Here is a 14,263-nt window from a genome sequence, read left to right as displayed (position 1 = left end):
GCCGGACGATGCTTCGCATCGCCGGGGCGATCCGACCCGTCCCCGCTTGCGGGCGAGGTGAAGAAAGGAAGCCCGCGAAACCCGCTTCCCCAAATTAGTTATATCCTATAATGATTGGCGGAAGCGTTGACCGGCCGGACCATAATGGCCGGGGAGGAGTTCGCCAAATGACATTTACCTATCCCACGGACAGCAACAAGGCGCATCCGCTGCCGCTGTCGCCCGAGTACAAGAGCTCGATCAAGCGCGCGCCGAACAAGCCCTTGATCCCGATGCGCCACACCCTGTCGGAGCTGACCGGTCCGGTCTATGGCCACGAGACGGTGCGCGAGGGCGACAACGATCTCACCCATCAGCACAGTGGCGAGCCGCTCGGCGAACGCATCATCGTGCACGGCCACGTCCGCGACGAGGACGGCCGCGGCGTGCCGAACTCGCTGGTCGAGATCTGGCAGGCCAATTCCTGCGGCCGCTATGTCCATGTCCGTGACCAGCACCCGGCGCCGCTCGATCCGAATTTCACGGGCGCCGGCCGCACCGTGAGCGATGCCTCCGGTTACTACCGCTTCGTCACCATCAAGCCGGGCGCTTATCCCTGGGGCAATCATCACAATGCGTGGCGGCCCGCGCACATCCACCTCTCGGTCTTCGGTCACTCCTTCGTCACGCGTCTCGTGACGCAGATGTATTTCCCGAACGATCCGCTATTCCCGTTCGACCCGATCTTCGATTCGGTGCCGGACGAGAAGGCGCGGGCGCGGATGGTCTCCTCGTTCGATCTCGAGAACACAAAGCCGGAATGGGCGCTGTGCTACCGCTTTGACATCGTGCTGCGCGGCCAGAACGCCACGCCTATGGAGAACCATTAAGTGCAGGATTCTGTGAAGCCCAATGGTATCACCCCATCGCAAACCGTCGGCCCGTTCTTCAAATACGGCCTGACGCCGAACGGCGAATACGCCTGGAACGACGCATTCACCAACTCGACGCTCACCCCCGACGTCTCCGGCGACCGTATCCGCATCGAGGGCCGGGTATTCGACGGCGACGGCATCGCGGTACCGGATTGCATGCTGGAGATCTGGCAGCCGGACGCACAGGGCCGCTTCGCCGACCCGCAGGACAAGCGTGCGCTGCCGAATGCGAGCTTCCGCGGTTTTGCCCGCTGCGGCACCGATAAGGACGGCAATTATTCCTTCGACACCATCAAGCCGGGCGCGGTGCCCGATCCCCAGGGCAAGCCGCAGGCGCCGCACATCCTGCTTGCGGTGTTCGGGCGCGGCATGCTCAGGCATCTCTATACCCGCATCTATTTCAGCGACGAGGCCGGCAACGCCGCCGACCCCGTGCTGGCGCTGGTGCCCGCTGAGCGCCGCGCCACGCTGGTCGCGACGCGCGAGGCCGGCAAGGCGGTCTACCGCCTCGACCTGCGGCTCCAGGGCGACGACGAGACGGTGTTCTTCGACGTCTAACTCCCGCCTCGTCCCGGATCCGCGCCTGCCTGAGGCGCGCTTGTCCGGGACGACCGCCGGGGCGGGTATCGGAAGCCCCCTCGACCGTTTTCCCGTAATTCCCCGGAGTTCGCGCGGATTCAATTTCCGCGCGTAGCAATCCCGTGTTTACCGCAGTCGTTTAGGATCCATTTGGATTTCGACGTGCGGCATTGGATTGTTCCATGAAAATTCGTCTTTCGCTTTCTTCTGCGATCATTGCATTCGGCACCGTCCTGGCCCTCGGTTTCACGGCCGTGGTCTCCACCAGTCTCTATACGCTACGCGAGCTCAAGGTCGGCGGCCCGCTCTATTCTGACATCAAGCTCGGCAACGACCTCATCGCCGACATCCTGCCGCCGCCGGAATACGTCATCGAAGCCTATCTCGAGGCCACCCTCGCCATGCGCGAGCCGGACCAGCTCGCGGCCCATGGCGAGCGCCTGGTCCAGCTCCGCAAGGACTACGACGAGCGCAAGGCATTCTGGATCTCCTCCAGCCTGTCGGCTGATCTGAAGACCGCGCTGGTGTCGAAATCCGATGCCGAGGTGCAGAAATTCTGGAAGGCGTCCGACCAGCTCCTGCCGGCCCTCAAGGCCAAGGACGCGGCCGCTTCCGAGCGCGCCTATGCGCAGCTCAAGGACGCCTACACCGCGCATCGCACCGTCATCGACAGCATCGTCGAGAGCGCCAACAGGCAGAATGCCGCCATGGAGAAGCTGGCCGCGGATCGCGACAGCTCGATGCTCTACATCCTCCTCGGCGTCTCCGCCGCTGTCCTCGCCTTTATTGCCGCGGGCCTGCTCGGCGTTGCACTCGGCGTGGTGCGCCCGATCGTGCGCATGACTGACACGATGCAGAAGCTCGCGACCGGCGATCTCGCCGCCGACATTCCTTTCGCGCACCGCCGGGATGAGGTCGGCTCGATGGCCGGTGCACTCCTGGTGTTCAAGCAGGCGGCGGTCGAGAATTCCCGCCTGCGCGAGGAGCAGTTGCGGCAGGAACAGGAGGCCGCACTCGCCAAGCGCGGCGCCCTGCAGCAGATGGCGGAGACCGTCGAACGCGAGACCGGCCGATCGGTCGACACCGCGAGCGCGGCGACGCATGGCGTGGAGCGCGCCGCCACCAGCCTGTCCGAGATCGCAAGTTCGCTCTCCGCGCAATCGCAGGCGGTCGCCGCGGCCTCCACCCAGGCTCTCGGCAGCTCGCAGACCGTCTCGGCTGCGGCCGAAGAGCTGAGCGCCTCGATCCGAGAGATCGCGAGCCAGGTCGCGCGAACCAGCACCGTTACCAAATCTGCTGTCGCCGGCCGCGAGCAGGCGCGCTCGACCATTCAGGCGCTGGCCGGGTCGGTGAAGAAGATCGCCGAGGTCTCCGATCTGATCGGCGGCATCGCCGGCCAGACCAACCTGCTCGCGCTCAACGCCACGATCGAGGCGGCGCGCGCCGGCGAGGCCGGCCGCGGCTTCGCGGTGGTCGCCGCCGAAGTGAAATCCTTGTCCGATCAGACCGCCAAGTCCACCGAGGAGATCGGGCGGCTAATTGCCGAGATCCAGACCTCGACGCAGGCCGCGGTCGATGCAGTCGAGACCATGGGAGGCCACATCGTCGAGATCGACGGCGTCGCGACCTCGGTTGCCGCCGCGATGGAAGAACAGGATGCCGCGACGCGGGAGATCACGCGGTCGATCTCCGAATCGGCGTCCGCGGCACAGGAGGTCTCGGCCAAGATCGGCAATGTCAGCCGCGACGCCGCCGCGGTGAACGAGCGCGCCGCGGAAGTCAGGCAGGCGATCGCCGGCATGGCGGCCAATCTCGAACAGCTGCGGTCGGTGGTGGTCAGGACCGTGCGCGACTCGACCGCGGCGGCGTGACGCCCGGCATCAACTCGGCCGCTGGTGTGTGGGGTTATGATCGTGCAGTATGGCGCGGGACAGGGGCATCGTGGTTATGACATCCCCACAATTGCCGGCGGTCATTGAGCCCGCCCGACTGACGGCCGCGCTGCGCAGAGGCGGCGTGCTGGACGCTGGCGCGGTCCGCGAGGTGAAGGTGCTGCATCAGCGCGACACCGTCGTGTCACATATCATGCGTCTCGGTTTGCGCTATGTTGGGGAGTCAGCTGGCGCCCCGCAATCGCTGATCCTCAAGACGCCACATGCCGACTTTGCCAAGACGCTCGTCGATGGCGGCCGGCGCGAGGTGACCTTCTATACGAAGCTCGCACCGAACATGCCGTGGGGGTTGGTGCCGCGCTGCTTCGACGGACGCTTCGACGAGCCGGGCGGGACCTGGCATCTCCTGCTCGAGGACCTCACCGAAAGCCATGAGATCGCAACCCAATGGCCACTGCCGCCGTCGCGCGAGCAAATAGTCGCGATCGTCACCACGCTCGCGCGTTGGCATGCGGCCTGGTGGGACCATCCCGATCTCGGCGACACGATCGGCACCTGGGCGAGCCCCGAAGACAGCGCGCAGCACATGGAGAGCTTTGCCGGCCATTACGACCGGTTCGCCGATCTGCTCGGCGATCGCCTCAGCGAAGAACGCCGGCTCCTCTATCGTCGCCTGATCGACCAGTCGGCCCGGCTATCCGAGCGCTACCATTCGCGCCGTAACCTCAGCATCACCCATGGCGATGCCCATACCTGGAATTTTTTCCTGCCGCGCGCTGGCGTTGCCGACACCGTGCGCATCTTCGATTTCGACCTGTGGGGCGTCAATGTCCCGACCAACGACCTCGCTTACATGATGGCGCTTCATTGGTTTCCGGAGCGCCGGCAGGCGCTCGAGCGCCCCCTGCTCAATCTCTATCACGAGACATTGCTCGCAAGCGGCGTCACCGGATACACGCGCGGCGCGCTCGATCGTGACTACCGCTTGTCGGTGCTCTGGCACATCACTAAGCCGGTCTGGCAATGGGCCATCAACATCCCGCCGGTGATCTGGTGGCACCATCTGGAGCGGATCATGATGGCGGTCGAGGATCTGGGGTGCGAGGAGTTGTTGGGGTAGGCGGTGCGCCGCTCCCTCGTGAGGCGCGATGACGGCTCAACCTTCTCGGTGTCGTCCCGGCGAAGGCCCTAGGGCATGCACATATCTGGTGCGGCGGATCGACTCGGATCGGCCTGGGAGGATTCCAGAATCAGAGTTCTGTGTGATTCGTATTGCGGCACTCCATGATTTGGACGGGGTGCCGCGATGTTGTCACGGATTGACTGGACGCTGGGCCGGTTCGGGGATCGTCGTCTCGATAAAGGGGGCGGCGTTCGTCGAACGCATGGTTGTGGGCAAACTCGTCTGCCTTCGGCAGCTCTCCAGGGGGAACCGCGCGCTGGAAGTGCGGTTCAACCGCTTTCTTGGCCATGACAAGGTGACGGTGGAGCGGATCATCGAAAGCTGGAGCGAAAGCACGGTCGCTGCGGTAGAGGGCCGCCACGTGCTGGCCATCCAGGACACCAGCGAGATCCACTTCAACACCACACCGCAACGCCGGCGCGGGCTCGGAGAAATCGGCAAAGGCAATAACCACGGCGTGCTGCTGCATCCGCTGCTGGCTGTGGATGCCGATGACGGCAACTGTCTTGGACTTTTGAGCGGGCAGATATGGACGCGCACAGGTCGCCGCACGACCTCGCACGACGATCGGGAGTTATCGGACAAGGAATTGCAGCGCTGGATATCCACTGCCATGGCGGCCAAGCCGCTCCTCACCAAGGCCACAGCGGTGACGGTGCTGGGTGACCGCGAGAGCGATATTTTTGCCCTTTATGCCAGCTCGGCCGAGCAACACTTCCACGTCATCGCGCGCAGCATGCATGATCGCAAGCTTGCCGACCGCAGCGGCTTGTATGAGGTCAGCGATGCCATGGCCGCGGTGGATCGGCGTGCGATCCAATTGCCTGCGCGCGCCGCGCGGCCCGCCCGCCTGGCTCACCTCGAACTTCGCTTTGGCGCAATCGAGCTCGCCCGCCCACAGAGTAAGTTCCTGCGCCATCTGCCGGAAAGCTTGCCATTGGCGGTGGTCGATGTGCGCGAGATCAATGCCGAAACCGGGGTAGAGCCGCTGCACTGGCGGCTTCTCACCTCTCACGAGGTTACCGGCATCGAGGACGCCTGGCGCATCGTCCAATGGTACAAGCAACGCTGGATCATCGAGCAGTTCTTCCGCATCCTGAAGACACAAGGCTTCAAGCTCGAAGACAGCCAGATCGGAACCGCCGATCGCCTTCTCAAGCTGGTCGCGATTGCCGCTAAGGCGGCCGTCATCACAATCCAACTTCTGCAGGCCCGCAATGGCAGTCGCCAACCCATTCTCGCTGCCTTCGACAACGGCCAAATTAACGTGCTCACCGCCCTCAACCGTCAACTCGAAGCCGGGAGCAAGCGATTAAAGAACCCACATCCGCCCGATAGCCTCGCTTGGGCCGCCTGGATCATTGGTCGCCTCGGCGGCTGGGACGGCTACCCATCGTCCAAGCCGCCGGGCCCGATCACCTTCAAGAACGGCCTCGAATACTTCCACGCCGTCGCAGCAGGATGGAGCCTCAGAGATGGTGCATGCCCTAGGGCGAAGGCCGGGACCCATACTCCCAGGGAGAGGTTGTAGCGTGAGCTGCCAACTCCGAGTCTTCGTCAAACTCAATCTGGTGGTTATGGGTTCCGGCCTCCGCCGGGACGACGACGTACCTACTCCATCACCGCGTGCTCCGGCCCCGCGGCTTGCTTGCGCAGTGTGGCCTTGGTCGAGCCGATCAGCAAAGCGAGCGGAATGGTGCAGAGGATGAAGACCATTACCAGCTGGTAATCGTGCGCGAAGGCGATGATCTGCGCCTGCACGCTGACCATTCTGTCGGCCATGGCGCGGCCGGCGTCGGTGGAGAGATTGATCATGCCGCTGACGCTGGGCATCTGGAGCGCGTGGTTGAACGGGTTGATGTGCTCGGAGAGGATCGCGTAGGTCCGCCGCGTTCCCTGCGTCAGCTCGGCGATGACGACGGAAATGCCGACCGAGCTCGCGACGTTGCGCATCAGGGTCAGCATCGCGGTGCCGTCGGTGCGCAAATCGTTCGACAGCGTCAGGAACGCCACGGTCGAGAGCGGCACGAAGACGAGGCCGAAGCCGAAGCCCTGGATGACGCTGACGGTGACGATCTCTGGCACCTGGGTCAGGTCGGTCCAGCCGGTCATCTGGAACAGCGAGCCTGCAGTCAGCGCCAGCCCTGTGATGATCAGCGTGCGCGCCTCGAAATAACGCATCATGCGGCCGACCAGCATCATGGCGAAAAAGGTGCCCAAGCCGCGGCTCGCCAGCAGCAGGCCGGCGGTGATGATGGGATAGCCGATCACGTTCTGCATGTAGGGCGAGGCCAGCGCCATGGTCGAGAACAGCACGAGTCCCATCACGATCATGAACACGCAGCCGGTGACGAAGTTGCGATCCCGAAACAGCGCGAAGCGGATGAACGGCGTTGAGGTCGTGAAGGAATGCGCGAGGAAGAAGTAGAAGGCGATGGCGGAGACGATGAACTCCGCCAGGATCTCGTTGGATTCCAGCCAGCCCAACTGCTCGCCGCGGTCGAGCGCGAGCTGAAGCGCGCCGATCGCGATCGCCAGCGCGGCGAAGCCGAACCAGTCGAATTTGAGGCTGAAATCCTTCCGGGTCTCGTCCATGAAGACGATCAGCCCGAGCACGGTGATGGCGCCGAACGGCAGGTTGACGAAGAACACCCAGTGCCAGGAATAGGTCTCGGTGAGCCAGGCGCCCAGCGACGGGCCCATGATCGGGCCCATCATCACGCCCATGCCCCAGATCGACATCGCCTTGGCGCGTTCCTGGAGCGTGTAATAATCCAGCATCACCGATTGCGACAGCGGCACCAGGGCGGCGCCGAACACGCCTTGCAGCAGGCGGAACAGCACCATCTGGTTGATGTCCTGCGCGAGGCCGCACAGCACCGACGCCATGGTGAAGCCGGCCGAGCAGATGATGAAGATGCGCTTGCGGCCGAAGCGGTTGGCGATCCAGCCGACCGGCGCCGTCATGATCGCGGCGGCGACGATGTAGGAGGTCAGCACCCAGTTGATCTGGTCCTGCGAGGCCGAGAGCGTGCCTTGCATATAGGGCAAAGCGACATTGGCGATGGTGGTGTCCAACGCCTGCATGATGGTCGCGGTCATGGCGCAGATCGTCACCATGTTCCGGCGCAGGCCGGGGACCATCAGGTTGGCGTGGGGACCGGACATCGGATCAGTCCTTGTCGTGGTCTTGGCCCGCGGTCGCCGACAGGCCAAACAGGCCGGCGAGTGAACGCCGATGGCCGGTGTCGATGGTGGCGTAGACGCTCATGCCGGCCTTCAGCTTCCGCACGTATTTGTCGGTCTCGTCGAAATAGATCCTGACAGGCACGCGCTGCACCACCTTGACGAAATTGCCGGTGGCGTTCTGCGGCGGCAGGATCGCGAATTGCGCGCCGGTGCCGGGCGAGAGCGAGCCGATCTTGCCCTTGAAGAGGTGGTTCGGGAAAGCGTCGACCTCGAGCGTGACCGGCTGTCCTTCGGTGACGTAGGTGAGGTCGCTCTCCTTCGGATTGGCGTCGACCCAGGGATGCGCGACGTCGATGATGGAGAACACGGGCGCGCCGGCGGCAACGTAACGGCCAAGCTGAATCTGCTCGACCTGCGTCGCCACGCCGTCCATCGGCGCGCGCAGCACGGTGTGGTCGAGGTTGCGCTGGGCGTCGTCCAGCTTGGCTTTCGCCTGCGCGTAGGGCGGGAACTGCTCCAGCGGCAAGGCGGGATCGCCGAGCAATTGCGTCTTGGCATTGGAGAGCTGCTGCTTGATGAATTGCGCCTGCGCGCCCGCGGTGACCAACGCATTCGCCGCGTTGTCGAGATCGAGCTGGGAGCCGTAATTGTTCTTCACCAGCGCCTGCTTGCGCTCGACGTCGCGCTGCTTGAGATCGACGCCCTGTTGGGCGAGGTTGAGCATGTCGCCATAGATCTTGATGTTGGCAACGAGGTTGTCGTAGGTCGTGCGGGCCTGTGCGAGCTGCGCCTTGGCTTCATCCACCGCGTGACGGAAGGGAACGGGGTCGATCTCGAACAGCTCGTCGCCTTGCTTGACGACTTGACCTTCTTTCACCACGACCTTCTGGATCTTGCCGGAGATGTCGGGCGTCACCAGCACCTTCTGCGCGCCGACATAGGCGTCATCGGTGCCGACATAGCGGCCGCCATGCAGATAAAAGGTGATGCCGCCGATGGCGACGATGACAGGCAAGACGACCAGAAGCAGGAAGCGGCGATAGCGGCGCAGGCCCGCCACCAAGCGGCGGCGCGGATCGCTGCCGGCTTTCTTGGTCGGCTTGCCGCTGTCGCTCTTCTGCTCGGGCTGGAACTTGAGAACCTGATCAGCCATAGCGCTGCTCCCTACGCGCTTGTTCCGCGCCGCTGGTCTGGGTCGCGTTCCGCACGTTTTCCTTGATTGTTTCGAGTTGGGTGAGGAGGCGGTGCGCATCGGCCGGGGCGATGCCATCGAGCGCGTTGGCGGTGATTTCGGACCGGAGCCCGCTCATCCGGCCGAGCAGCTGCCGGCCCGCCTTCTTCAGGTACAGGCGCTTGACCCGGCGGTCCGAGGCGTCGCTGCGGCGTTCGATCCAGTCATTGTCGCAGAGCTTGTCGATCAGGCGCGTCAGCGTGATCGGCTGCACCTCCAGGAGCTCGGCGAGCTCCGACTGCTTCATGCCCTCGCTGCGCTCCACCTTGGCCAGCACCGCCCATTGCGCGCGGGTGATGCCGAAGCGCGACGCCTCCTTGTCGGCATAGACGCGCAGCAGGCGATAGAGCTCAGCGAGCGTGAACAGGAAGTTCTGGTCGACCGACCCGCGGGTCATGAGCTTCGTCTCCAATGAGCCTGCAATATAATAAGCAAGCTTATGATTATTCCAGGGCAGATTGATGCGACGCTGTCCCGCAGCGAGAGCATGGCTGACAGCCGCAATGGCGGTCGCGCTTTGGGTTCCCTCGCCGAAATGCTAGAAGATGGGCCGCATGACCCTCGCAAAGCCGGCATTCCCCGCGCCTGACCACGATCACGGCCGCTGCACTGCGGATGCGCTGGCGCATGCCGAACAGGTCTGCGAGCAGCGCGCACAGAAATTCACGCCGATACGCCGTCAGGTGCTCGGGGCGCTGCTCTCCAGCCACCGCCCGCTCGGTGCCTATGAGGTGATCGACGAGCTCGCCAAGTCGATGGCGCGACCGGCGCCGATCACGATCTATCGTGCCCTCGATTTCTTGATGGCCAACGGCCTCGTGCATCGCATCGAGAGCCGCAACGCCTATCTCGCCTGCGCCGCCCATGACCACGACGCGACCTCGGCCGTCGCGTTCCTGATCTGCGAGCGCTGCGGCCTGGTCGGCGAGATCCCGTCGGCCTCCTTCGCCAAGGACCTTAATGCCGCCGCGCGCAGCTCAGGCTTCGCCCCCAAATTGTCCGTGGTGGAGATCACGGGCGTCTGCACCCATTGTCAGAAAGCTGCTTAAAGCAACAACGGCACAAAGCCGGTATTCGGGAAGAGATGTCCTCGCCACAAGCCATACCATCCGCCGCACGTCCCCTCAGTGCCGGCGCCATAGCCTTGATGCTGATGCTGTGCCTGACCTGGGGTTTCAACCAGATCGCGGTGAAGCTGGTGCTGCCGGACATCCCGCCGATGCTCCAGGCCACGATCCGCTCGATGGGCGCGCTGCCGGTGCTGTTCATCATCGGCACCCTGCGTGGCGTCAATTTCTTCGAACGTGACGGTACCTGGAAGCCCGGCCTCATCGCCGGACTCGATGTTCGGCATCGAGTTCGTTCTGATCTTCCAGGGCCTGCGCTTCACGCCGGCGTCGCGCGCGGTCGTGTTCCTCTACACCGCCCCGTTCTTCGTCGCGCTCGGCTCCTACCAGGTGCTCGGCGAGCGGCTCGGCGGTACGCAATGGCTGGGGCTCGCCGTGAGCTTTGCCGGCGTCGCGCTCGCCATCGGCGTGCCGCAGCCGGATGTCGATGCCAAGGTGTTGCTCGGCGACCTCATGATCGTCGGCGGCGCGGCGTTGTGGGCGGCGACCACGCTGGTCGCCAAGGGCACGCGGCTGCGCTTCGCCGCGCCCGAGAAGGCGCTGGGCTACCAGGTCGCGACCTCGATCCCGATCCTGGGGCTGGCGGCCTGGCTGTTCGGCGAATCCATCACGCACACGCCGGCGCCACTATCGCTCGCCCTCATGGCCTTCCAGGCGATCTGGGTGGTGGGAACCACGTTCACGCTTTGGTTCGCACTGGTGAAGGCTTATTCGGCCAGCAAATTGTCGGCTTTTACCTTCATCACCCCTTTGTTTGGCGTGGTCGGTAGCTATTTCATCATGCACGACACCTTAAGCCTGACATTCGGGGCCGCCGCGGTCCTTGTAATTGCTGGGCTTTTTCTGGTTAACCGTCCGAGCCAAACGGCTGCGGCGCCGCGTGATGCATTGCTGAACGTCACCAAAACCTGATATTTGGACCCCATGAACAAGCTCGAAAACACCATCGATTCCGATCTCGCAGGCCCCGCGCCCGGCACCGGACCACCCAGGTCAAGGTCGGCGACGTCTCAGTGGGCGGCGGTGCGCCGATCGTCGTGCAGTCGATGACCAACACCGACACCGCCGACGTCGACGGCACCATCGCCCAGGTCGCAGCGCTCGCGCGCGCCGGCTCCGAAATGGTTCGCATCACCGTGGACCGCGAGGAAGCCGCTGCCGCCGTTCCGCACATCCGCGATGGCCTCGCCAAGCGCGGCATCACCACGCCCTTGATCGGCGACTTCCACTATATCGGCCACAAGCTGCTTGCGGCCTATCCGGCTTGCGCCGAGGCGCTCGCCAAATACCGCATCAATCCCGGCAATGTCGGCTTCAAGGACAAGCGCGACACCCAGTTCGCCGACATCATCGAGATCGCGAACAAGAACAACAAGCCGGTGCGCATCGGTGCCAATTGGGGCTCGCTCGACCAGGAACTGCTCACCAAGCTGATGGACGAGACGCGGCCTCGGCCAATCCGCGCGACGTGCGCGCGGTGACGCGCGAGGCCATGGTGCAGTCGGCGCTCTTGTCGGCCGCGCGCGCCGAAGAGCTAGGTATGCCGAAGAATCGCATCATCCTCTCGGCCAAGGTCTCGGCGGTGCAGGATCTGATCGCGGTCTACCAGGATCTCGCCTCCCGTTCCGACTACGCTATCCATCTCGGTCTGACCGAGGCCGGCATGGGCTCGAAGGGCATCGTGGCGTCCTCGGCTGCGCTCGGCATCCTGCTGCAGCAGGGCATCGGCGACACCATCCGCATCTCGCTGACGCCGGAGCCCGGCGGCGACCGTACCCGTGAGGTGCAGGTCGGCCAGGAGCTGCTCCAGACCATGGGCTTCCGCACCTTCGTGCCGCTGGTCGCGGCGTGTCCGGGCTGCGGCCGCACCACCTCGACCACGTTCCAGGAGCTGGCCCGCTCGATCCAGGATTTCATCCGCGACGAGATGCCGACCTGGAAGACGAAATATCCCGGCGTGGAAGAGCTCAACGTCGCGGTGATGGGCTGCATCGTCAACGGCCCCGGCGAATCCAAGCACGCCAATATCGGCATCTCGCTTCCCGGCACCGGCGAAGCGCCCGCCGCCCCGGTGTTCGTCGACGGCAAGAAGTTCCGCACCTTGCGCGGGCCCACGATCTCCGCCGACTTCAAGGCGCTCGTGATCGACTACATCGACCAGCGCTACGGCCAGGGCGCCAAGCTGCCGGTGACGGCGGCGGAGTAGTTTTCTCTACTCTCGCCCCACACACCTCCGTCGTCCCGGACAAGCGCGCCTAAAGCGCGCGCAGATCCGGGACCCATAACCACAGAGTCTGTGGTTATGGCAGGTCGTCACTCCGAGTCTTCGCCAAACCTAACCCTGTGGTTATGGGTCCCGGATCTGCGCTTACGCTTGTCCGGGACGACGGCCATGTTTGCGGTGCAGATTGCACATCCATCACCGCGCGCTACCATGCTCTCAATCAAAATGATCGGGAGACACGCCATGAGCTCGCTCGCCGGCAAGCAGGGTCCGCGCTATCGCCACACCGCCGATGACGGCGCCCCTTATGAGACCATCGCGGTCGAAAAGCTCACGCCCATCATCGGCGCGGAAATCTCCGGCGTCGACATCGGCAGGCTCGTCGAGGGCGACACCCGCTCCAACCGGCAGATGGACGAAATCCACCGCGCGCTTGCCGAAAATCTCGTGATCTTTTTCCGCGATCAGCACATCACGCCAAAACAGCATCTCGCCTTCGGCCGCAAGTTCGGCGAGCTGCATTTTCATCCGGCCGCACCGCACGAGGACGAAGACCCGGCGCTGATGAAGATCTACGCCGACAAGGACTCGCCGCGCGCCAATGGCGAGGGCTGGCATTCGGATGTGTCCTGCGATCTCGAGCCGCCGATGGGCTCGATCCTCTACATCAAGCAATGTCCGCCGCGCGGTGGCGACACGCTCTTCGCCAACATGTATGCGGCCTATGACGCTCTCTCGGATCGCATGAAGGCCTATCTCGACGGGCTCACCGCGCTGCATGACGGCGAGCCGATCTATCGCGGCCTCTACGCCAATTACGGCGTCGCCGACCGTCCCTCCTATCCGCATGCCGAGCACCCGGTGGTGCGCACGCATCCGGTCACGGGCAGGAAGGCGCTCTACGTCAACCGCGGCTTCACCCGCCACATCAACGGCATCCCGCGCGACGAGAGCGATGCGATGCTCGCCTATCTCTACCAGCATGCCGAGAACCCGCTGTTCCAATGCCGCTTCCGCTGGACCGAGAATGCCATCGCCTTCTGGGACAACCGCTGCACCCAGCATCGCGCGATGTGGGACTACTGGCCGCATACGCGCTCCGGCACGCGGGTGACGGTGAAGGGGGAGCGGCCGGTGTAGGCGCCGCCGAGAAAGCTTCGGCATCAGTTAGGTGGCATCATGGATGCTCCCTTGGGCAACGCCGCATTGGAGGTGCCGCTGGTGTTTTGCGATGATGTGCTTCCGGAATCGGCAGCATTGAGTATGGTGCCGAGTTTGGTGGCCCAATCCTGCACCTGCTTGCCGTACGTGTCGTCTTTGTCCTTCGGGTCGAACTTTGGACACTTGTCCGGTGGTTGCAAAGTCGTGCTCGCGATCTTCGCTGCGATGTCTGAATGAAGTTGCCGAAGTCCCGCCAGCGAGCGCTCGCTCTTTAGATATGATTCCCGAGGACCGTAGAAGGAATTCAGCGCGGAGGTCGCCGTGCCCAACGAAGAGAATATTATGGCGAGGATGCCAACCCAGAGCGACAAGTTGTTCGTCGTCGGGGAATCGCCCGTCGGTGCAATGGATTTGATGCTGATCAGGATTGTGGTGATTGCACCGATCCCGACGATCGCAAGCTGAAACCAGAACATGCTCGAATAGTTCAGGTTCGCGGCGGTGGCCGATTCGACTCTGCTGCGGGTGATCGAATCGCTCAGATATATGACGGCGCGCTGGTAGTTCGACAGCGTCAGCGTGCCGCTGCTTTGTCGTTCTTTGGAAGGAAAGTAGCCGCGGCTGCCGTTGGGCAGCGTGTCCAACCTTAGCGCGGCCCGAATGAAATCCGGTTGGGCATCGAGATCCTGTATGTTCGAGCAGGAGGCGACCGCCGCGGCGATCATCTCGTGGTCAGCGCGGGCAAGCTGCCATTCCTGTATCG

The 14,263-nt window shown here is 64.0% G+C and carries 11 protein-coding genes and 2 pseudogenes; 9 read left to right on the top strand and 4 right to left on the bottom strand.

Annotation, left to right across the window (positions count from 1 at the left end; genetic code table 11):
* Positions 1 to 167 precede the first annotated feature (167 nt).
* The 5 genes from pcaH to ACSKB8_RS07695 all read left to right on the top strand — a co-directional run bounded on the left by pcaH (position 168) and on the right by ACSKB8_RS07695 (position 6,099).
* Positions 168 to 869 (top strand): protocatechuate 3,4-dioxygenase subunit beta, encoded by a 702-nt coding sequence (gene pcaH, locus ACSKB8_RS07715; RefSeq protein WP_438103513.1) that lies wholly within the window; start codon positions 168 to 170, stop codon positions 867 to 869.
* A complete protein-coding gene (pcaG, locus tag ACSKB8_RS07710) occupies positions 870 to 1,472 on the top strand; it encodes a protocatechuate 3,4-dioxygenase subunit alpha (protein ID WP_438103512.1) in 603 nt (200 codons plus the stop codon).
* A gap of 203 nt (positions 1,473 to 1,675) precedes the next feature.
* Positions 1,676 to 3,364 (top strand): methyl-accepting chemotaxis protein, encoded by a 1,689-nt coding sequence (locus tag ACSKB8_RS07705; RefSeq protein WP_438103511.1) that lies wholly within the window; start codon positions 1,676 to 1,678, stop codon positions 3,362 to 3,364.
* Positions 3,365 to 3,413: 49 nt separating this feature from the next.
* Entirely contained in the window at positions 3,414 to 4,505 is a 1,092-nt protein-coding gene (locus tag ACSKB8_RS07700; protein ID WP_438103510.1) for a phosphotransferase, read from the top strand.
* Positions 4,506 to 4,770: 265 nt separating this feature from the next.
* Positions 4,771 to 6,099: an IS4 family transposase gene (locus ACSKB8_RS07695; RefSeq protein ID WP_438103509.1), complete on the top strand. Its 1,329-nt coding sequence runs from the start codon at positions 4,771 to 4,773 to the stop codon at positions 6,097 to 6,099.
* An 80-nt stretch (positions 6,100 to 6,179) separates the two neighbouring features.
* Here ACSKB8_RS07695 and ACSKB8_RS07690 read toward each other — a convergent pair whose 3' ends face one another.
* The 3 genes from ACSKB8_RS07690 to ACSKB8_RS07680 are packed head-to-tail and all read right to left on the bottom strand — an operon-like array spanning position 6,180 to position 9,385.
* Positions 6,180 to 7,736 (bottom strand): MDR family MFS transporter, encoded by a 1,557-nt coding sequence (locus ACSKB8_RS07690; RefSeq protein WP_091896559.1) that lies wholly within the window; start codon positions 7,734 to 7,736, stop codon positions 6,180 to 6,182.
* Between the two features lie 4 nt (positions 7,737 to 7,740).
* Positions 7,741 to 8,910, bottom strand: coding sequence for an HlyD family secretion protein (locus ACSKB8_RS07685; RefSeq protein WP_438103508.1), 1,170 nt, complete (start codon positions 8,908 to 8,910; stop codon positions 7,741 to 7,743).
* The gene (locus ACSKB8_RS07680) at positions 8,903 to 9,385 is read right to left on the bottom strand and encodes a MarR family winged helix-turn-helix transcriptional regulator (protein ID WP_091896610.1); all 483 of its coding nucleotides are present in this window, start codon (positions 9,383 to 9,385) and stop codon (positions 8,903 to 8,905) included. The genes ACSKB8_RS07685 and ACSKB8_RS07680 overlap by 8 nt, the downstream gene beginning before the upstream one ends.
* Positions 9,386 to 9,542: 157 nt before the next feature.
* On the opposite strand from ACSKB8_RS07680, the gene ACSKB8_RS07675 reads away from it, so the two are divergent.
* From ACSKB8_RS07675 to ACSKB8_RS07660, 4 genes and pseudogenes are all read left to right on the top strand, one after another.
* Positions 9,543 to 10,037, top strand: a complete 495-nt coding sequence (locus tag ACSKB8_RS07675) for a Fur family transcriptional regulator (protein ID WP_091896613.1) — start codon at positions 9,543 to 9,545, stop codon at positions 10,035 to 10,037.
* A gap of 35 nt (positions 10,038 to 10,072) precedes the next feature.
* Positions 10,073 to 11,027, top strand: a pseudogene (locus ACSKB8_RS07670) (DMT family transporter).
* Between the two features lie 12 nt (positions 11,028 to 11,039).
* A pseudogene (gene ispG / locus ACSKB8_RS07665) lies at positions 11,040 to 12,321 on the top strand (flavodoxin-dependent (E)-4-hydroxy-3-methylbut-2-enyl-diphosphate synthase).
* Between the two features lie 261 nt (positions 12,322 to 12,582).
* Complete coding sequence (locus ACSKB8_RS07660) at positions 12,583 to 13,479, top strand: TauD/TfdA dioxygenase family protein (protein ID WP_438103507.1); 897 nt, start codon at positions 12,583 to 12,585, stop codon at positions 13,477 to 13,479.
* A 23-nt stretch (positions 13,480 to 13,502) separates the two neighbouring features.
* Here the strand turns inward: ACSKB8_RS07660 and ACSKB8_RS07655 are convergent, their stop codons facing one another.
* A complete protein-coding gene (locus tag ACSKB8_RS07655) occupies positions 13,503 to 14,225 on the bottom strand; it encodes a hypothetical protein (RefSeq protein WP_438103506.1) in 723 nt (240 codons plus the stop codon).
* Positions 14,226 to 14,263 lie beyond the last annotated feature (38 nt).

Origin of the sequence: Bradyrhizobium sp. BR 1432 (assembly GCF_051547705.1) — a bacterium.
Lineage (GTDB): Bacteria > Pseudomonadota > Alphaproteobacteria > Rhizobiales > Xanthobacteraceae > Bradyrhizobium > Bradyrhizobium zhanjiangense.
Note: the sequence above shows the minus strand (reverse complement) of the source record. Positions and strands in the feature narration are given on the sequence as shown.